Source organism: Rhodococcus sp. 06-418-5, from assembly GCF_002258285.1.
GTDB lineage: Bacteria > Actinomycetota > Actinomycetes > Mycobacteriales > Mycobacteriaceae > Rhodococcoides.
Map to the genome: position 1 here is coordinate 1 of NZ_NOYE01000015.1, position 19776 is coordinate 19776.

Below are 19776 nucleotides of genomic sequence, written 5' to 3' on the forward strand. Positions count from 1 at the left end.
GCCCTTGCGTGAATGGACCATTGCACCGCCGAGACGTATGCGATGGTCCATTGACGCGGCAGGGGGGGGCGGGCGGGGCAGGGGGTCGGCTAGATCAGCACCGCACCGTTCGATGCCGATCCGACCAGCTTGGAGTATTTGGCCAGCACTCCTCGGGTGTAGCGCGGCGGCAGTGGTGCCCAGCCCTGTGCGCGGGAGTCCAATTCGGCTGCGTCGACGAGCAGGTCGAGGGTGCCCTTGCCGACGTCGAGTCGGATCTGGTCACCGTCGCGGACGAAGGCGATGGGGCCGCCGTCGACTGCCTCGGGGGCCACGTGTCCGACGCAGAGGCCGGTGGTGCCGCCGGAGAATCGGCCGTCGGTGAGCAGCAGGACGTCCTTACCGAGTCCGGCACCCTTGATGGCTCCGGTGATCGCGAGCATCTCGCGCATTCCGGGTCCGCCCTTGGGTCCCTCGTAGCGGATGACCACGACGTCGCCGGCCGCGATGGTGCCGTCTTCGAGGGCGTCCATGGCCGCGCGCTCACGCTCGAAAACTCGTGCGGTGCCCACGAAGACGTCGGAGTCGAAGCCCGCGGACTTGACCACGGCCCCGCCGGGGGCGAGCGAGCCCTCGAGGATGGTGATGCCGCCGGTCGGGTGGATCGGCTTGTCAAGTGCGCGCAGTACCTTGCCGTCGGGGTCCGGGGGTGCGATGTGAGCGAGGTTCTGTGCCACGGTCTTTCCGGTGACCGTCATGCAGTCGCCGTGCATCAGGCCGGCGTCGAGCAGAGCCTTCATGACCACCGGAACTCCGCCGATCGCGTCGACGTCGGTCATGACGTGCTTGCCGAAGGGCTTGACGTCGGCCAGGTGCGGCACCTTTGCGCCGACTCGGGTGAAGTCGGCGAGGGTCAGGTCCACCTGGGCTTCGTGCGCGATGGCGAGCAGGTGCAGCACCGCGTTGGTCGAGCCGCCGAATGCCATGACGACGGCGATGGCGTTCTCGAAGGCTTCCTTGGTGAGGATGTCGCTGGTGCGGATGCCGCGTCGCAGTAGATCGACGACGGCCTCGCCGCTGGCGTGTGCGAATCCGTCGCGTCGGCGATCGGGAGCGGGGGGAGATGCGCTGCCGGGCAACGACATTCCCATCGCTTCGGCTGCGCTGGCCATCGTGTTGGCAGTGTACATTCCGCCGCAGGCACCTTCTCCGGGGCAGATGGCGCGTTCGATGGTGTCGACGTCGGCGCGCGACATCAATCCGCGTGAACAGGCACCGACGGCCTCGAAGGCGTCGATGATCGTCACCTGGTGCTCGCTGCCGTCGGACAGGGTCGCGAAACCGGGCAATGTGGAGCCGGCGTAGAGGAATACGCTCGCCAGATCCAGACGTGCTGCGGCCATGAGCATTCCGGGCAGCGACTTGTCGCAACCGGCGAGCAGAACGGAACCGTCGAGACGTTCTGCGCTGATGACGGTTTCGACGCTGTCGGCGATCACCTCACGTGAGACCAACGAGAAGTGCATGCCCTCGTGACCCATCGAGATGCCGTCGGACACCGAAATGGTGCCGAATTCCAGCGGGTAGCCGCCTGCGGCGTGGACGCCCTTCTTGACGGCCTTCGCCAGACGTTCGAGCGAGAGGTTGCACGGGGTGATCTCGTTCCACGAGGACGCGACACCGATCTGGGACTTGCCCCAGTCTTCGTCGCCCATTCCGACGGCGCGGAGCATGCCGCGGGCGGCGGTCTTCTCCAGTCCATCGGTGACGTCGCGGCTGCGCGGCTTGACGTCGATGCCTTCGTGGGGATTCTGCGGGGTCGTCATGACACTCCTGAGCGGTCGGCGAAAAATAATCCCTCGGTCGCGTCCCGGAGGTTCCGCTCCTGAGGTCGCATTCACCGTCAACCCTAAACCCGCGGGTTCGGCGCATCACGAACAGTGGTGGCCGAGGTGAGTCCTCGGCGGGATTTCTTCACCGCAAGTCCCCTCCACACAGTGACCAACGGCCCTGTCGTGCACTGCCAACGCGGGTCGACAGTGGTGGGCAGCCATCACCGTGCGGTGGGAGGTCGAGGAGAGACGATGAACGATCAGCCGGATTCTGCCGTGGTGGAGATGTTGGTGGAGCTTGCGTGCCGCGCTCCGTCGGTGCACAACAGTCAACCGTGGAGGTGGGTGTACTCCGAACACGGACTCGACCTGTTCACCGATCGGTCCCGACTGCTCGGGGCGATAGACCCGACCGAGCGGCAGATGGTGCTCAGCTGTGGGGCAGCGCTCGACCATCTGTGCACTGCAGCCGCTGCCTTTCGGTGGACGGCCGACGTCGAACCGATGCCGACGGCCGGTGCGCCGGACCATCTCGCTCGTATTCGATTGACCCACGACGCGCACCCTCGATCGCACGAGTTCGACCTGTTGGCTGCGATCAATCGCCGCCACTCGGATCGCCGGGCGTTCGGTCCGGTGCCGGACAACCGAATTCCCGCGCGCTACGTCGGTCGCGGCGACGGAACCGACGACATCCGAACGACGTTCCTGTCCGCCGAGGCCAAGGAGACGCTGGCCACGGCGTCGAGGCTGAGCGCTAGCGTACGAAAGTACGACGCGACGTATCAGGCCGAGATCCGGTGGTGGGCCGGGCACTCGTTCCGATCGGGAGGAATTCCGCCGGAGGCTCTCACCGATCGTGCGGAGTCCTCCAGGGTGCAGGTGGGCCGAGCCTTTCCCGAACCACGCCGAGTCGGCAGAACGGAAACACGAGAGCCGGCGGCGGACGAGTCGACGGTGGTGATTCTCGGTACCGCGTCCGATGAACGCCTCGACTGGTTGCAGTGCGGGCGGGCCATGTCCGCCTTCCTGCTGGCCGCAACCGCCGATGGTCTTGCGACCTGTCCTCTCACACATATGACCGAGCAGTCGGGCAGTCGACGCCTGGTCAAGTCCTTGGCCGCCGGACAGGGTGCGCCGCAGGTGCTGATTCGGATCGGTGCACCGGCGGTCGGCTCGCCTCTCGCCCCGACCCCGCGACGAGCGGTGTCGTCGGTGCTGTCGGTAGCTGCCCGCAGTACGGCAGGGGGCTCGCGCCGAACCACGTCCCTGTGACCGGGTATCACGCGTCGGACCGGTGACCAAAGGCTCTGTGGCGCGGCCGCTGTCGAGCTGTCCAATAGCAAGCGAGCATCCGAGAACGGATGACCGTCGACGGGCCCGGCCGTGTGGTCCGTCCGGACCGAGGACAGGAGATGGCCATGGTTCTGGAACACCATCAGAAAATCGTCGTGGGCGTGGATGGTTCGCCGAGCAGCATCTGCGCTGCACACTGGGCGGCATCCCTCGCCGAGCGGTTGAAGGCACCGCTGCACATCGCCGGGGCGGTGCAGCATCCCGCGTTCTACCTGGGCGAGTCCGCATCGGTCGTTCCCCTCGACATCTGGGACGAACAGCGTCGGGCGGCAGAACGCATCGTCACCGACGTTGCTGCCGCAGTGCTGGCCCGGCATCCACACAGCGCCGTGACCACCTCCGTGGAGGAAATGCCGGCGTGCTCGATGATGGTCGAACTCTCTCGCACCGCGCGCATGCTCGTCGTCGGCAATTCCGGTTCCGGGCCGATCGTGTCGGCGCTGTTCGGGAGCACAGCACAGCGGACATCGACCACGGCGTGGTGCCCGGTGATCGTGTGGCGCGAGGGAATCGACGCCGTCGACGCACCGATCCTCGTCGGCATCGACGGCAGTGCGACGAGTGAAGCCGCGGTCGAGCAGGCATTCGATCTGGCCTCGCGGTTCGACGTGCCGATGATTGCGGCACATGCCTGGAGCTCGTTGTCCCAGGGTGCCGCCTTGTCTCTGCCAGGATCGCCCGACGACATCGAGATCGAGCGCGAACAGCAGCTGTTGCTGTCCGAGTGCCTCGCCGGGTGGAGCGAGAAGTATCCGGATGTCACCGTGGAACATGTCGTACAGCAGGGCAATCCGGCACACCTGCTGATAGAGCAGTCCAAGCGGGCCGGAATCGTGGTGGTCGGCAGCCACGGGCGAGGAATCGTCGCCAGTGCCCTGTTCGGATCGACCAGCAGCAACCTCACCCGGCATGCACACTGCCCGGTGATGATCTGCAGGGACCGATGACCAACCGTACGGTGCCGAATCGACTGCGCCGCAGGGAAGAACGCCGGCGCATTCTCGACGCGAGCACCGCGGACCGGCTCGCACGCAGCGCGACGCGGGCTCGGTTGATCGGCCACGATCACTTCGGCCCCACCGTCGACGTCGTGCCCTGCATCTGGATAGGGAGTCGGGTGTACTTCTACGCCGAGGGGCGGTCGCAGTTGGGTCGTAGCATGCTCGACTCGTCGGTCGTGCTGGAGTTCGACGCCGAGAATCCGGATCGCGCAACAGTCTCCACCGTCGTTGTGCACGGAATCGCGCGTCCCGTCCTGGATGTGCGAAGAGATGTCCTCGAACAGGCTCTGCCGCGGCCGCATTCGGAGGAACCGCCGATGCACCGCCTGGTCGGAGTGGTTCCTACGTCGGTCTCGGGCGTCGAACTGACATGCCCCGGCCGCACCACCCATCCGACACCGAACCATGCACCGCGGAGGACCACGACGATGAACGACGACGAGGCAGCAGAGATGTCGGGGGCGGTGGTGCTGGGGTCCGAGTCCATCACGGTCGACATCCCGACGGACACGGGACCGAGAGTCTTTCCGGTGACCACGGCCGCGATCGGGGGCGCGGTCCATGCGGTGATGATCGCGGAGTACGGACCGATCGGTGGAGTCTCACCGGACGGGCATGTTCTCGCAACGGCCGTGCTCGACCGATGGCCGAATGCACGAGTGTTCGAGCGGCGCAGTACCGGTGACCGCGGTGCCGACCCGCGTGGCTACGAGTGCTTCTACGTCGAACTGGACTCGAGCGGCCGCCGATCCGATGCCGATCTCGAAGCGGTGTCCGCCCTCTTCCGCTGAGCGAACTTCGACCCCGAGAACTCCAGTTCGTGACCTTGTGCCCTGTTGCCCCCTCGTCCGCGGCGAAACACTCGAAGGACACACGATTCGGGAGAGTGGGTGGTTGCGGTGTTCGGCTACGACTTCGCTCGCTGGTGGCGCCTGGCACCGTGGAGCACCAATCCTCTGATGCGGGGCCGTGATCGGACTGCGGCTCTCGCTTTCGCGTGCGCGATGGCGGTGATTCTGGGACTCGTCCCCTTCGCCGCGCTGCTCGGATCGCTCACCTCGCCGATCTCGATGCCGCGGCGGCCCGAACGAGCGCCACCACCCAGCAGATCGATGCCCTGGTGACGAGTGAACCCACGCTGCGATCGGAAGACGGTGCCGTCTTCGACCACACCGAGTACTACGCGACCGTCGCCTGGGAATGGCCACCGGGACAGCGGCACAGCGACGAGGTTCGCCTTCCGGACGAAGCCGAACAGGGTGCCACAGTGTCGGTGCGAGTCGATACCGAGGGCAGGTGGGTTGCGGAGCCGTCGTCCGCGACGTCGAATGTCCTGTTGGGAATTGTTGCAGCCGTTGGCTTCTGGGTGGCATGCACGGTCGTTGTCCTCACCTGTCTTCAGGCGACGCGGTACTTCGACCGGCGCGCCAGAATGCGCCAGTGGGACCGCGACTGGCTGAAGTTCGAGACCGAACGTGGTCGAACCAAGGGGGATTCGGCATGAGGGACCTCGGCCACTTCGATGATGGACCGAGTGCTCTGACTGTGGGCGCGGTTGCAGATCTACGTTCGATTCGATTCGACTGCAAAGACAGTCGACCACGAGACGAGGAAGAATCATGAGCAATTCCACCGACCGCATGCTTCCCATCCTGGTGGGCATCGACGGCTCCAGTGAGGCCGATTCCGCGGCGCAGTGGGCGGCGACCTATGCGGCGAAGGTGCGCGCACCCCTGCGTTTGGTTCATGCAGTCCCCGAGGGGGATTGGTACGGATCGGCGGCATTCGTCGACGGCGGTGCGCTGGAGAGGGACCTGCGCACGATCGGACGCAAACATCTCGCCCGCGCTGCGGCCGCGATCCACGAGGCCGCACCCGAGGTGTCCGTCGATTCCGTCACCGCCGATGGAACCATCGCCTCGTACGTCTCGGATGCAGGCGCGGAACTGGTCGTGCTGGGATCGAGAAAGTCGAGCGCACTGAGGGACCTCACTCTCGGCAGCAACACGCTTCGAGCCGTGACGCATGCGCAGTGCCCGGTGCTGCTCGTGCGCAACGCCGTCGACAGCGTCGACCCCGCTCGTCCGATCGTGGTGGGGGTCGACGGAAGTGAGCAGTCGGATCGGGCGCTCGGTGCCGCGCTCGAGATCGCCCACACCCTCGGAATGCCGGTCGTCGCGGTGAACTATTGGGGATTCGCGGCTCAGGCAGGTCTCGGAACCGGATTCGAGGACGTCGATTGGGCGAATATTCGCGCACACGAGAAGCATTGGCTCGAAACGCATGTGGAGACCATGCACGAGAAGTATCCGGATGTTGCGCTGAGCACTGTGAGCGCGCAGTCGAGTCCGACGCGTGGTTTGCGGGCGATGTCCGCGTCGGCGTCGATGCTCGTGGTGGGCTGCCGAGGCCGGGGTGCTGTCCTCGGAACGATTCTGGGATCGGTCAGTCAGAATCTCGTCCACCACGCCGATTGCTCGGTGCTGATCGTGCGATGACCCAGCGCGATGAGTCACGCGGTCCGACGCGAGGCAGGTGGTGGTGAGCCGATGTCGCAGTGCGGTGGGCAGTTCGACGCCTCGTCGCCGGTGCCGCGGATGAGTACCGCCGCGATGACCGCACCGATCACCAGCAGTCCGGCGCATATCAGCATTGCGGTGTGAAAGCCGTCCGAGAACGTCTCCGGGGCAGAGTAATCAGACCCTGCGATACCGGCGAGCGCAGGCAGTGCGGCCACGGCGAGCAGTTGACTGGTGCGGGCCACGGCATTGTTGACTCCCGACGCGATTCCGGCGCGATCGGTGGACACCGCGCCCAGAACCGCTCCGGTCAGTGGGGCCACCAGAGCGGACAATCCGAGTCCGAAGACGACAACCGCGGGCAGAATGTCTGTGGCATAGGTGGATCCGGGCCCGACCCGCAACATCAACAGCAACCCCAGCGCTGCCAGCAGTGGTCCCACGGTCATCGGAATGCGCGGTCCGATGCGTCCGGCGATTCGCCCCGCGCGGGCGGACAGCACCAGCATGAGAGCGGTGATCGGCAGCGTGGCGACCCCGGCCGCGATGGGTGAGTAGCCCACGGCGAACTGCAACTGCAACACCAGAAGGAAGAACACGCCGCCCAGGGCCGCGTACACGGCGAAGGTGACGAGGTTGGTCGCCAGGAACACTCGTGAGGCGAACAGCGACGGTGGTACCAGCGGATCGTGCGAGCGACGCTCGATCATCACGAACACCCCGGCCGCGACGACACCCATAGCGAGGGTCGGCGTGTGTGACTCGATCAGACCGTACGTGAGCAGGCCCAGCGCCGCCGCGACAGTCACCGCGCCCGGTACGTCGAGTCGGCCGGACACGTGCGGATCTCGGCTTTCCGGAACATGTTTCGCCGCCACCCAGACCACCACGACGGCGAGCGGGATGTTGATCAGGAACACCGAACGCCACCCGACGGCGTCGACCAACCAGCCCCCGAGCAACGGACCGACCGCCGACGCGACGCCGCCCAGCCCCGACCACAGACCGATTGCAGCTCCGCGATCCTCGGCCTTGATGGAGGCCGATATCAGCGCGAGCGAACCCGGCGTCAGCAAGGCCGCACCGACGCCCTGAAGTAGTCGCGCCGCGATCAGCACCTCGATACTCGGAGCCAGCCCGCACAGCACCGATGCGGCCGCGAACCAGACGGTGCCCCAGACGAACACCCGCCTGCGCCCCAGTCGGTCACCGAGGGAGCCGCCCAACAAGATCAGCGAGGCCAGGGCCAGGGTGTAGCCGCTCAGCGTCCACTGCAGACCGGTGACGCCTGCACCGAGGTCGCGGCCGATAGCAGGCAACGCGATATTGACCACGGTGGCGTCGAGCATCGCCAGAGCCGAACCGAGCACCGTGGCTGCGACGATCCAGCGGCCCCTCGCGCTCGAGAGTGTGATGCCCTCAGCGGTCACAACCGTTCGACGCAGACGACGAAGTTGCGTGAGTCCTTCTCGAATCCGTACAGCGCCGGGTCGGGGCAGTCGTCGACGGACGAGGTGCCCTGCAGGATGGTCACGACGCGGCGGGTGTCGGCACCGGGGGTGGCGCAGTCGATCCGCTGAGCGAATTCACCGACGAGGTCCATGCATCCGCCGACCTGCCAGTCGATGTCGAGGCACAGAGCTCCCTGTTCGATGTCGAAGTAGGTCTCGTAGTAGTACTGATCGGCGTCCTCGGGGCATTCGGCCGAGGTGGGCGTCTTGGCGAAGACGACGTAGTTGGACTCCGCAGACCCGCAGGTCGCGTTGGCGATGGCCGCCTCGTCGACGGTGCCGCCCAGGTTGACGCACTCGCCGATCTCCACGTCGATGTCGACACTGCCGCCGTCGTCGATGTCGGTGGTCGGTGGTGTGGTGGGAGGGTTGGTGGTCGTGGTGGCGGGAATGGTGGCACCGGAGATGGCGACGGCGGTACCGGACACCTCGGAGGCGCACCCGCCGAGTATCAGGGCCGCGCACGACGACAGCGCGAGAACGAGAGCGCGGACCGAACGGTTGGATGACGTCATGGTGAGTCCTGCCCTCGTAGGTTCGAGCGTGCCGTGTCCGTCGACCGTGCTCGTGTAGAAAATATCCGACTCGCTTGTCGGCTGCATGAGGCAGGATGAACTGCGTGGATCTTCCTCTTGCCGTGCCGGTCGCGCCGATGCTCGCCAAAGCCGCGAAAGTGGTGCCCGCCCAGCCCGAAGACGGGCCTGCGGTGTGGTCGTACGAGCCGAAATGGGACGGGTTTCGCGCCATCGTCTTCCGTGACGGTGACGAGGTGGTGCTCGGGTCACGCGGGGGAAAGGACCTGGCCCGCTACTTCCCGGAGTTGGTGGCGGCGATCAAGGCCGAGCTACCCGAGAAGATCGTCGTCGACGGCGAGATCGTCGTACCGCGCGAGAAGAACGGTTCCACGCGCCTCGACTGGGAGTCGCTGTCCGAACGGATTCATCCCGCAGCAAGTCGGGTGACGATGCTCGCGGAGAAGACTCCGGCGCAGTTCATCGGCTTCGATCTGTTGGCCGTCGGCGACGAGGATCTGACGGCCGAGCCGTTCTCGACCCGCCGCGCGAGATTGCTCGACGCGGTGGGAACGGGCGGCCCGAGTTGTTTCGTCACCTCCGCCACCGATGATGCGGCCGTGGCCGAGGACTGGTTCGAGCGTTTCGAAGGTGCCGGGCTCGACGGTGTGGTGGCCAAGAAACTCGACGGGATCTATCTGCCGAACAAGCGCGAGATGATCAAGATCAAGCATGCGCGTACCGCGGACTGCGTGTTGATCGGCTATCGAATCCACAAGTCCGGCAACGGTATCGGATCCTTGCTGCTCGGTCTCTACGATGGTGACGATCTGCGGATGATCGGCGGTGCGTCGGCGTTCACCGACAAGCGCCGGTTGGAACTGCTCGAAGAACTCGAACCGCTCCGACTCGGTGACGACGTCACGTACGACGGTGAGGCGACCCGCTGGAATTCGTCCAACGACCGCAACTGGATTCCGGTGCGCATCGAGCGGGTCATCGAGGTGGCTTACGACCAGATGGAAGGGGCGCGGCTGCGGCACGTGGCCAGATTCCTGCGCTGGCGGCCCGATCGTGATCCACGCTCGTGTGCCTACGACCAGCTCGAGGTTCCGGTGCGCTATGACGTTGCCGACGTGATTGCCGGGGGACGATAGACATGGCCGCGAAAACGCCTCCCGCGTTCGTGCAGGTCGGCGAGCGCGAAGTACGAGTGTCGAGCCCCGATCGCGTGATCTACGAGGCGACCGAACGTACTCCGGAGATCACCAAACTGCAGGTGTGCGAGTACTTCGCGGCCGTCGGGGAGCCGCTGATGCGGGCGATCGGAGATCGCCCCACCGCGATGGAACGATGGCCCGACGGCTATCGCGAGGGCATGCGGTTGGCGCTCGGCCCCCAGGACAAGGACGGCGACGGCTTCTACCAGAAGCGGTTGCCCAAGGGCGCTCCCGAGTGGATAGAGACAGTGAAGATCGCGTTCCCCAGCAAGCGCACCGCCGAGGAATTGTGTCCGTCCGAACCCGCGTCGCTGGTGTGGGCGGCGCAGATGGGTACGTTGACGTTTCATCCGTGGCCGGTCCGTCGACCGGACGTCGACCATCCCGACGAGTTGCGTCTCGATCTCGATCCACAACCGGGTACCACGTTCTCGGACGCGTTGCGAGTAGCCGATGTGACGCGAGAGCTGTTGGAGGAGTTGGGCTTACGGGGATATCCGAAGACGAGCGGGAATCGGGGTATCCACATCTACGTTCGCATCGAGCCGCAGTACACCTTCGAGCAGGTGCGTCACGCGGCCATCGGTCTGGGTCGAGAACTCGAACGACGCGACGACGGGGTGACCACCAACTGGTGGAAAGAGGAACGCGGAGAACGCATCTTCATCGACTACAACCAGAACAACCGCGACCGAACCATCGCCAGCGCCTGGAGTCTGCGGGCTCGACCGGGCGCGACGGTGAGCACTCCGATGGCGTGGTCACAGTTGGCCGACGTCACCGATCCACGTGAATACAACCTCGTGACGGTGCCGGAGCTTGTTCGGGACGGCGACCCGTGGGCCGATATGGACGAGCAGGCCTACTCCCTCGAACCTCTTCTGCACCTGTGGGAAAGGCTGCCCGGCGGAGAGCTGAACTTTCCGCCCGACTACCCCAAGATGCCCGGAGAACCGCCGAGAGTGCAGCCCTCGAAAAAGGTTGCCGAGCACTGGGATGCGGAGGGGAATCGCACGGACAGCTGATCCTCGCGCAGGTCGATCACACCGTGCCCACGTGTCGTTTCGCTTCGCGGTCGGCTTTGATGCCGCTCGTCGTGAGAATGACGGCTCCGCCGAGTGCCAGGACCACCGAGAGCGTCAGCATGGCCGTGGCGGGGACCGAGCCCAGGACCAGTAGCCCTGCGATCGACACCGCTGATGCGAGGCAATGGGCGGCACCTGCCATCATGTACGCATACGCGGCTCGATGGCCGGCGACCCAGGCTTTCTTGCTGGACTTGGTTGCCCGCGTCTTGATGCCGATCAGCGAATTGGGTTCTTGCTCCGGGTCTTTGGTCGCCAATGCGGTCACCCATACCGTCAGCGACAGCACGAACAGTGTCAGTGCGATCGCTCCCGTTACCGCGCGCGCGGATTCTGCGTCCACGGTCGATCCCCCCACCTCGGTGCTGTACGCCTCACTGCAGCATACCGGCCGGTCGGCTTCGGTGAAGTGAGAATTTCTTCCACCCTGCCCACGATCACATGGATTCGAGCTCCCGGATCAATGTCGCCGCATCGTACGGTCCGATGTGTCGGGTGAGGTTCTTGTCGCCGCGTCCCAGGTAGAACGTCGGGGTGCCGTCGACGTCCGAGGAGGTGGCGTCGAGTTCGTCGTCCTCGACGCGTACAACGTAGTCGCCGGTGCGGATGTCGTCCTCGAATCTGTCCATGTCCAGGCCGAGTTCACGTGCGTAGCCGTCGATGTCGTCGGGCTCGAGGGCGTCGCTGTTACGGAACAACACGTCGGCCATCTCCCAGAACTTGCCCTGCGCGGCTGCGGCCTCGCTGGCGTATGCCGCGTAGCGAGCGTGTGGGTGATAGTCGTCGAGTGGCAGGTGCCGGTAGACGTACCGAAGGTCGTCGCCGAAGTGCTTGCGTACCTCGGCGACGCTGCCGGTTGCCTTGCTGCAGAACGGGCATTCGAAGTCCGCGTACTCCACGATGGTCAGCGGTGCGTCCACCGGGCCGCGGATATGATCGCGCTTGGCGTCGACCGGACGCAGAATGCGCAGGGATGCTTCGGCTTTCGGAGGATGGATCTTCTCGTCGATCCGGAAGAGGACCCAGCCGAGCAGTGCGGCGATCACCGAGGCCACCAACACGCCGACCCGTGCTTCGTCGGCCAGCAACGGGTCGTCGAGCGCGAGATCGATGATGAACAACGAAATCGTGAATCCGATTCCGGACATCGCGGCACCGCCTGCGATGTGGGAGAGCGTCAGTCCTGGAGCCAGGGAGGACGGTCTCAACTTCGCGAAAACAGCGGACGCAGCGGTGATTCCGACGAGCTTGCCGAGAACGAGACCGGCGATGATGCCCCAGGTGAGCGTCGAGGTCGACGCGGCTTTCAGAGTGTCCGAGCTCAGCACGACTCCGGCGTTGGCGAGCGCGAAGATCGGCACGATGATGAAGGCCGTGTACGGCTGGTAGAGCCGCATGAGACGTTCGTTGACCGACACCGCGCGATCGAGTCCGAGACGGGCGGCTCGGGCGTATTCGGGATTGGGCGACTGCCGGAACGCGCGTGTCAGATCCGCCGCACGTTCCACCTCGGTGCGGCGCGGCGGATAGACCGGAAGAATCAACGCGATCATCACTCCCGCGAGGGTGGGGTGAACTCCGGACTCGTACATCGCAACCCAGGTGAACAGTGCAACGACGAAGTACCCGACGCCGCGCCACACCTCGAGCCGACGCAGTAGGAAGATCAGCGCCAGACCGACGAACGCCAGCACCAACGGCACCACGTCGAGGTTGTCGGTGTAGAAGAAGGCGATGATCGCCAGCGCGCCCACATCGTCCGCGACAGCGAGCGTGAGCAGGAAGATGCGCAACCGAGCGGCCTTCTTCGGGCCGAGGACGGCGAGTGCCCCGAGGAGGAACGCGGTGTCGGTCGAGATCACGACGCCCCATGCCTGGGCGGCGGGCCCGGACGGATTGAAGGCGAGAAACAGCAACGCCGGCGCGGCCAGACCGGCAACCGCCGCGACGATCGGGATGGCGGCACGAGATCGGTCGGTGAGCTCACCCATCGCGAACTCACGCTTGACCTCGAGCCCGACGACGAAGAAGAACGACGCCATGAGCCCGTCGTTGACCCAGTGGGCGAGGTCGAGGGAGATGCCGTGCTCGCCGACGGTGACGGAGAGTTCGGTGTGCCAGAACGACTGGTAGGTCTCGCCGAAGGGTGAGTTGGCCCAGATCAGCGCGATCAGTGTCGCTGCGAGCAGGAAGCCCGCCGCCAGGGTTTCGCTGTTCTTCTCGCCGCGGGCCCGCGAGATCCGTTCGGCGAAACGTGCCATGGGCCGATTCGTCGGCGTGATCTGATCTGCCATCTGCGGCCCGCATCCTCTCGAAGAGTGTTGTGAAGCAGTCTGTACCAACGTGTGGGTCGACGGTTTGCTTCCTTGCAGGTGACAGCCCGCAGAGTAACGTTATTGCGCTGTCGAACTCGCCGCACGGCGAGGGAGATGTGCACAACATATTCGATGAACGGCATTAGTCCGTCCAGAAACGGGAATACGAGCCCGACTCACCCCTGCCACGAAGGAACATCCATGCGTGATTTCATCTGCCGCAAATGCGGACAGAAGCTGTCGTTCGAGAACTCACTGTGTCTGAGCTGCTCGAGCGCGCTCGGCTTCCATCTGCCGAGCAGAGCTCTGCTGGTGCTCCCCGACAAGGCCGACGACGGCGTCGCCGAGGCCGAAGTGGACGGCACCACGTGGAAGATGTGCGCCAACCTCAACACGGCGCGCTGCAACTGGCTCGTCGACACCGACGACAGCGACGATCTCTGCGTGTCGTGCCGACTCACGCGTACTCGCCCCGCCGACGACGACGTCGACGCGATGGCCGCCTACGCGGACGCCGAGACCAACAAGCGTCGCGTCGTACTCGAATTGACCGAATTGGGCCTGCCCATCGTCGGCCGGGACGAGGACGACACGACGGGACTGACGTTCGATCTGCTCTCGAGCGCGAACCAGCAGGTGATGACCGGCCACGACAACGGTCTGATCACCCTCGACCTCGCCGAGGGCGACGACGTGCACCGCGAACAGTTGCGTGTGGCGATGTCCGAGCCGTATCGCACCCTGGTCGGACACTTCCGTCACGAGATCGGCCATTACTACCAGATGGTGCTGGTCGGCAACGGTGAGCACCGCGCGGCGTTCGAGGAGCTCTTCGGCGATCCGGATTCCGACTACCAGGCCGCACTCGATCGCCACTACAGCGAGGGTGCGCCGGCCAACTGGGAGGACGATTACGTCTCCTCCTACGCCACCATGCACCCCGCCGAGGACTGGGCCGAAACGTTCGCGCACTATCTCCACATCCGCGACACGCTCGACACGGCTGCAGCCTTCGGTATGGCCCCGGCCGGTTCGACGCTGGAGAGCCCGCTGCCGGGTGACGTCGGTTTCGACCAGATCATCGAGTGGTGGCTGCCGTTGTCGTGGGCACTGAACCAGATCAACCGGTCGATGGGCCACCAGGACCTCTACCCGTTCGTGCTGCCTGCGACCGTCGTGAAGAAGATCGGATTCGTCCACTCGCTGATCGCCCCCAGCACACTCTGATGCCCGGCTAACGGTCCTCGCAGTTTTGCAACCGGGGCGTATCCTGTGGTGTCGGCACTTCGCCGATACCGGGACGCGCCCCGGCGCAGCAGGACGAGGTGACCGCCATCAGCGAGCAGACACTGGACTCGACCGCCCATCCGCGCGTCACGGACTTCGAGCTCAGCCGACGACTGGCCGAGGTCGCCGCGAGACTACGTCGCCAGCACTCCGATCCCGATCGGGTCCTGGCCACGATCACCGAGGCGGCGGTGGCCAACATCCCGTCCGCCGAATTCGCGTCCATCACGACGGTGTTGCAGGGCAAGTTCGTGCACAGTGCGGCCCTCGTCGGCGAGGTGGCGGGCCACTGCGACAAGATTCAGGAGCAGCTGGGCGAAGGTCCGTGCCTCGAATCGGCGATCGAACAGACCACCATCAGGATCGACGACATGGACAGCGATTCTCGCTGGCCACAGTTCACCGTCGCCGCCTCGGCGCTGGGTGTCAAGAGCATGATCTGCTTTCAGCTCTACGTCGAGGGCTTCAACTTCGGCGCGTTGAACCTCCACTCCACCCGAACGAACGCCTTCTCGGCCGAGGCCGAATCGATCGGTTCGTTGTTCGCTGCGCACGCGGCCATCGCGTTCTCCACCGCGCGTGAAGAACAGCAGATCCGGGCGGCATTGACGAGCCGAGACCTGATCGGTCAGGCCAAGGGCATGCTGATGGAGCGCTACAACCTGAACTCGCAGGCAGCATTCGCTTTGTTGGCCAAGCTCTCGCAGGACACCAACGTCAAGCTCGCCGACCTCGCCGCGCAGCTGGTCGCCGACGCGGCCGAATCGTCCGACTGAGTCGATTCACCGCACGTCGAGGCCGTCGGTGCTCGCGACCGACACGGCCGGTCCGTCCGAGGCGACGAAGACCTCGATCCGGACGTCCTCGTCCAGATAGCGACTCAGTAGTGCCAATCCCGGTGTGGCGGAGATGATCTCGTGAACGCGGTCACCCGAGATCGGGTAGTCGTCCACGTCGTGACGCCAGTGTGCAGCCACCAGGGTGCCCTCGGCTTCGAGGTGCTCGACGACGCGCGTCATCGCCGACGACAGGTCGTCGGCGTCGAGGTAGTACCCGACCTCGCTGATGACGACGAGATCGAACGTCGCCTCGGGTGTGGGCAGGGTCGACCAGTCGTCGGACAGCGACCACAGCGCGAATTCGACTGCAGCAGTGTCACCTACGCGCCTCCGTGCTGAATCGAGGGCGCTGTGCACCACATCGGTCGAGACCACGTGATCGCACCGGATCGCCAACTGTTCGGTGAGCACCCCGATGGAGCAGCCGGGTTCGAGCGCGCGCCGATACTGCGGTTTCGGCAGCGAGGCCATGGTCAGCGCGTATTTGCGACGCTCGTACCACTTGCTGTCGAGCATGAACGGATCGTCCTTGTCCGCATAGACGGTGCGGAAGTACTCGGCGTCGAGGCTTGTCCGAGAACCCTCGCTCACGCGAACACCACCTCGAACGGTCGCCGGTACCGAGCCAATATGTGCGGCGGCAACACCGCGCGGTCCGCAGGGTGATCGGACAATGGGTGGATCTGCGAATCGAACTGCTCGATCGACGCTCGTTTGGCGTCGAGGGTGTGCGGCGGCAGGTCGATGCGGCGTCCACGTGTCCACGGCACGGCAGGATGATTCGGAGTTGCCCAGTGCCACATCCAGATCGGGTACTCCACCACCGGTATCCCGACGGTGTTCGCCGCGGTGAGACAGGCCCGCGCGGTGGCTTCGTGGTCGGGATGGCCGTCCCCGCGCCACGGCGTCAGACACCAGGTGCCGGGGGTGGCGTCGAGCAAAGGTATCAGCGCATCGGCCACCGCGCTCTCGTGGTTCTCGACGTCACCGTCGGCGAGCTGCAGACGGATCGGGGAGTGGTCGATCCCCAATTCGGCCAACGCGCGCTCGGACTCGGCGGGGCGACGCGCACGCAGATCCTCTGCCGTGACGGTGGGGGAACCGGGATGGGAGCCGTCGCCGTCGGTCACGGCGACCACCCGAACATCGACGCCCGATGCCGCAGCCAGAGACAGCAGTCCGCCGACGCCGAGCACCTCGTCGTCCGGGTGCGGGGCGACGACGACCATGGTGAGGACGTCCTTCCACTGCAGGCCGGGAATGGACCAGTCGGCCGACATCCAGTCCGATTCGGCTGTGCCGACATCGGTTTCGGCATCGAATGCGTTCTCTACCAAGGGTTGTCCTCCTCTGCGATGTCGTGCCCGAGGGCTTCCAGGTCGCGCTCGGCGTGACTCTGCCGCAGGTAGACGGTGAGATCTGCGACGCGTCGGGCGTGCTGGGAATCGCTGCACAGCGGGCCTGCACCGAGAGCGCGCCCGACGCGGTCGATGCACTGAGTTGCCGCATCCTCGACCACAGCCCGCACGATGCGGGCCCGGGTTCGGGCGCGACCGGATCGGTCGAACGGATCGGCATCCACCTCCGCTGCGGCGGTGGTCAGTGCGCTCGACGCCGCTCCGAGTGCGGCCGCGATGGCACCGAGATGTGCAGTACGGTGCGGATCGGGTCTGTCGCGGACGGCAGCATGAAGCGTGTCCGCCACCGCGCATGCGCTCCCGAACCAGGCTGCCGACACCCCGATCGCCCCGTGCCAGAAGCCCGGTCGTGTGAGGTAGTCGGTCGGGCCGCCGACCGCAACGGCAGGGACACTGTCGAAGGCGACCGAGCCGGAATCGCTCTCGCTCATCCCCACTGCATGCCACGTGTTCGGTACCGGAGTTGCGCCCGGGTGCGTCAGGTCTGCGGCGAACAGCCGAGGGCTGCCCTGCACGCGTGCAGTCACGAGCGCATGGGTACACAGTGACGCACCCGAGCACCACGGTTTCGTCCCGGTGAGAACCCAGCCCGAATCACTCGGCCCCGCTTCGAGAATCGGAGCAGGCGGTTCCGCAGCCCACACTCCCCAGATCTGCCCACGCTGTGGCGTCGGGCCGTCGAGTTCGTGCAGGATCGCGATCGCGTCGGTATGCGCTTCGGACCACCGGCCCAGCACCGTGTTGTGCCGACTCAGGGCGGCGAGCGATTGCCAGCGCAGATCGGTGTACCCCGAGCCGGGCAGCGCGAGGTCGAGACGACCGTCCGCCTCGAACGCCAAGAACGCGGCGCGCAACCCGGTGTCGACGTCGGCTCGGTCGGTGGATTCGAGAAAACCGGTCTCGCTCATGCGGTGGCCTCCAGGGCACGTAGGAATCCGGCCATGCCGTCGGGCGCTCGGCCGCGCAGCCGACCCGACGTCGTGACCGGAATGTCGCACACCCGGCGGCACTCGAAGCCGCCGAGCTCGAGGCGTCGGACCAGATCGTGGTCCTCGCCGGTGGTCAGAGATGCAAATCCGCCGATGGAGAGATACTCCGCCGCTCGGACGCCGAGGTTGGCACCGTGCACGTGTGGGTGGCCGAACTCGTTTCGATAGTGCGCGTCGTACGACGACCGCAACCCGAGGTTCTCCTCGATGTGACCCTCGAAATCGACTGCCACCGTTCCGGCCACTGACCGAGCGCCGTCGGCGGCGTGTCGGAGATGGCCGAGCAGCCAGTCCTCACCTACCCGGGTGTCGGCATCGGTGGTGGCGAACCACGTCGATGCGCTGTGTTCGGGGCCGTGCGTCGCGAATCCGGCAGCTCTGGCCGCGCCGACGTTGCGGTGTGACACCTCGACGGCCGACACGGATGGGTGACGTGCCGCGATGCGCGCAGAGTCGTCGGTGCACGCATCGAGCACGACGATCGTCGAGACAGACACCGAGGCCACATCGCGGACTCGGCGTTGTGCTCGTACCAGGGCGGTCAGGCAGGCGTCGAGCAGATCCTGCTCGTTGTGCGCGGGTACGACGACGACGATCTGGGTGACGGGGGTACGGGGGAAAGCATCGGAGATCACGGTCCACCCTTTACGGACACCGGACGAAGAAGAGTCCGTTTCGGAAACCGCCGGTGTCTGGACGGGATGTGCTCCCATCGCACATACCCGTTCCCCGGCTGCCGACACATCCGCCGCAGCCTGGTGAGACGGCTCCGGGACCGGTTGCGAGAAGATACCCGTACCGGTGGTTTCTTTCGTCCGTTTCGGGGATATCCGATTAGCAAATGTCGGGGCGGTATGTGTTAATGGGCGTTGCCCCGCGGCAGCACAGTTCGCGGGTGTCGCGACGCAGCACGAAGGATGGTCGGGTTACATGGCATCACCGGTTCGCACACGCAGATTCGCCCGTATCGGCGCGATCGTTGCAGGTACAGCCCTTGCCACGTCCGCCGCATTCGGTTCGGCACAGGCCGCGCCACTGTGGCCGGGCGGCCCGGACGTCTCCATCCCCGGGATGCCGGGATCCGCGGATCCGGCTGCACCCGCGCCGCAGCAGCTCACCCCGCAGCTCGCGCCCGCGAACTTCTCCGATCCGAGCATCAGCCCCTCGGGCGGCGAGGTCGTCGGAGTCGCGCAGCCCATCGCCATCCGCTTCGACGAGGCGATCGGCGATCGTGACGCGGCGCTGCGCGCCATCCGCGTCACCACCAACCCGTCCGTACCCGGGCACTTCTACTGGATCAACGACACCCAGGTCCGGTGGCTGCCCAACGAGTTCTACCCGGCGCACACCCAGGTGACCGTCGAGGCGGGCGGAGCGAAGGCCGAATTCTCCACCGGCGACTCCATCATCACCACGGCCGACGACAACACCAAGCAGATCACCGTCACCCGCAACGGCGAGGTGGTCCGCACCATGCCCACCTCGATGGGCAAGGTCGGGCACGAGACCCCCAACGGCACCTACATCGTCGGCGAACGGTTCCGCGACATGTACATGGACTCGTCGACCTACGGCGTCCCCGTGGACTCCGAGGAGGGCTACCGCACCTACGTCGAGTACGCGACGCGCATCTCGTACAGCGGCATCTTCGTGCACGCTGCTCCGTGGTCGGAGTCGCAGCAGGGCTACTCCAACGCCTCGCACGGCTGCCTCAACGTCAGCACCGAAGACGGCAAGTGGTTCTTCGAGAACGCCCAGAAGGGCGACCCGGTCATCGTCGTCAACACCGACGGCGGCACCCTCAGCGGATCCGACGGTCTCGGAGACTGGAACCGCTAGAGCGGCTTCGCCGCATGTGCACGGAACTTCGTAGCCCACTACGAAGTTCCGCTCACATAGGTTGGTCTGTACGA

Annotated in this window: 20 protein-coding genes; 11 read left to right on the top strand and 9 right to left on the bottom strand. The window is 65.7% G+C overall.

The window, feature by feature from the left end:
• Positions 1–89 precede the first annotated feature (89 nt).
• The gene (gene ilvD / locus CH274_RS12075) at positions 90–1805 is read right to left on the bottom strand and encodes a dihydroxy-acid dehydratase (RefSeq protein ID WP_094613610.1); all 1716 of its coding nucleotides are present in this window, start codon (positions 1803–1805) and stop codon (positions 90–92) included.
• Between the two features lie 258 nt (positions 1806–2063).
• Here ilvD and CH274_RS12080 point away from each other — a divergent pair, with 258 nt between their 5' ends.
• The 6 genes from CH274_RS12080 to CH274_RS12105 all read left to right on the top strand — a co-directional run bounded on the left by CH274_RS12080 (position 2064) and on the right by CH274_RS12105 (position 6666).
• The gene (locus CH274_RS12080) at positions 2064–3086 is read left to right on the top strand and encodes an Acg family FMN-binding oxidoreductase (RefSeq protein WP_094629236.1); all 1023 of its coding nucleotides are present in this window, start codon (positions 2064–2066) and stop codon (positions 3084–3086) included.
• Between the two features lie 89 nt (positions 3087–3175).
• Complete coding sequence (locus CH274_RS12085; protein ID WP_094646124.1) at positions 3176–4114, top strand: universal stress protein; 939 nt, start codon at positions 3176–3178, stop codon at positions 4112–4114.
• Positions 4111–4959: a hypothetical protein gene (locus CH274_RS12090; protein WP_094657591.1), complete on the top strand. Its 849-nt coding sequence runs from the start codon at positions 4111–4113 to the stop codon at positions 4957–4959. Before CH274_RS12085 ends, CH274_RS12090 begins: the two co-directional genes overlap by 4 nt.
• A gap of 99 nt (positions 4960–5058) precedes the next feature.
• A complete protein-coding gene (locus CH274_RS12095; RefSeq protein ID WP_094657592.1) occupies positions 5059–5292 on the top strand; it encodes a hypothetical protein in 234 nt (77 codons plus the stop codon).
• Positions 5289–5672, top strand: coding sequence for an Rv1733c family protein (locus tag CH274_RS12100; RefSeq protein WP_094657593.1), 384 nt, complete (start codon positions 5289–5291; stop codon positions 5670–5672). Before CH274_RS12095 ends, CH274_RS12100 begins: the two co-directional genes overlap by 4 nt.
• 115 nt (positions 5673–5787) lie before the next feature.
• Positions 5788–6666, top strand: coding sequence for a universal stress protein (locus CH274_RS12105; protein WP_094629182.1), 879 nt, complete (start codon positions 5788–5790; stop codon positions 6664–6666).
• Between the two features lie 14 nt (positions 6667–6680).
• Here the strand turns inward: CH274_RS12105 and CH274_RS12110 are convergent, their stop codons facing one another.
• Together CH274_RS12110 and lppU are read right to left on the bottom strand one after the other, a co-directional pair.
• Complete coding sequence (locus CH274_RS12110; protein ID WP_094629183.1) at positions 6681–8117, bottom strand: MFS transporter; 1437 nt, start codon at positions 8115–8117, stop codon at positions 6681–6683.
• Positions 8114–8713, bottom strand: coding sequence for an LppU family putative lipoprotein (gene lppU, locus CH274_RS12115; protein WP_094629184.1), 600 nt, complete (start codon positions 8711–8713; stop codon positions 8114–8116). The genes CH274_RS12110 and lppU overlap by 4 nt, the downstream gene beginning before the upstream one ends.
• Before the next feature lie 104 nt (positions 8714–8817).
• On the opposite strand from lppU, the gene CH274_RS12120 reads away from it, so the two are divergent.
• Together CH274_RS12120 and CH274_RS12125 are read left to right on the top strand one after the other, a co-directional pair.
• Positions 8818–9867: an ATP-dependent DNA ligase gene (locus tag CH274_RS12120; protein WP_094629237.1), complete on the top strand. Its 1050-nt coding sequence runs from the start codon at positions 8818–8820 to the stop codon at positions 9865–9867.
• Between the two features lie 2 nt (positions 9868–9869).
• Positions 9870–10955, top strand: a complete 1086-nt coding sequence (locus CH274_RS12125; RefSeq protein WP_094657594.1) for a DNA polymerase domain-containing protein — start codon at positions 9870–9872, stop codon at positions 10953–10955.
• Between the two features lie 16 nt (positions 10956–10971).
• On the opposite strand, the gene CH274_RS12130 is transcribed toward CH274_RS12125, so the two are convergent.
• Positions 10972–11358: an SdpI family protein gene (locus CH274_RS12130; protein WP_179275717.1), complete on the bottom strand. Its 387-nt coding sequence runs from the start codon at positions 11356–11358 to the stop codon at positions 10972–10974.
• 94 nt (positions 11359–11452) lie between these two features.
• Positions 11453–13309, bottom strand: a complete 1857-nt coding sequence (gene nhaA / locus CH274_RS12135; protein WP_094657596.1) for a Na+/H+ antiporter NhaA — start codon at positions 13307–13309, stop codon at positions 11453–11455.
• Positions 13310–13531: 222 nt separating this feature from the next.
• On the opposite strand from nhaA, the gene CH274_RS12140 reads away from it, so the two are divergent.
• A complete protein-coding gene (locus CH274_RS12140; RefSeq protein WP_032396748.1) occupies positions 13532–14557 on the top strand; it encodes a zinc-binding metallopeptidase family protein in 1026 nt (341 codons plus the stop codon).
• 98 nt (positions 14558–14655) lie between these two features.
• Positions 14656–15393, top strand: coding sequence for a GAF and ANTAR domain-containing protein (locus CH274_RS12145; protein WP_094657597.1), 738 nt, complete (start codon positions 14656–14658; stop codon positions 15391–15393).
• 6 nt (positions 15394–15399) lie between these two features.
• On the opposite strand, the gene CH274_RS12150 is transcribed toward CH274_RS12145, so the two are convergent.
• The 4 genes from CH274_RS12150 to CH274_RS12165 are packed head-to-tail and all read right to left on the bottom strand — an operon-like array spanning position 15400 to position 18498.
• Complete coding sequence (locus CH274_RS12150; protein WP_094657598.1) at positions 15400–16047, bottom strand: SAM-dependent methyltransferase; 648 nt, start codon at positions 16045–16047, stop codon at positions 15400–15402.
• Positions 16044–16793: a PIG-L deacetylase family protein gene (locus tag CH274_RS12155; RefSeq protein WP_218829211.1), complete on the bottom strand. Its 750-nt coding sequence runs from the start codon at positions 16791–16793 to the stop codon at positions 16044–16046. The genes CH274_RS12150 and CH274_RS12155 overlap by 4 nt, the downstream gene beginning before the upstream one ends.
• On the bottom strand, positions 16787–17782 hold the full coding sequence (locus CH274_RS12160) for an acyl-CoA dehydrogenase (protein ID WP_094657599.1): 996 nt from the start codon (positions 17780–17782) through the stop codon (positions 16787–16789). The genes CH274_RS12155 and CH274_RS12160 overlap by 7 nt, the downstream gene beginning before the upstream one ends.
• Positions 17779–18498: a glycosyltransferase gene (locus tag CH274_RS12165; RefSeq protein WP_256993563.1), complete on the bottom strand. Its 720-nt coding sequence runs from the start codon at positions 18496–18498 to the stop codon at positions 17779–17781. The genes CH274_RS12160 and CH274_RS12165 overlap by 4 nt, the downstream gene beginning before the upstream one ends.
• Before the next feature lie 295 nt (positions 18499–18793).
• On the opposite strand from CH274_RS12165, the gene CH274_RS12170 reads away from it, so the two are divergent.
• Positions 18794–19702, top strand: a complete 909-nt coding sequence (locus CH274_RS12170) for a L,D-transpeptidase (RefSeq protein WP_094646113.1) — start codon at positions 18794–18796, stop codon at positions 19700–19702.
• Positions 19703–19776 lie beyond the last annotated feature (74 nt).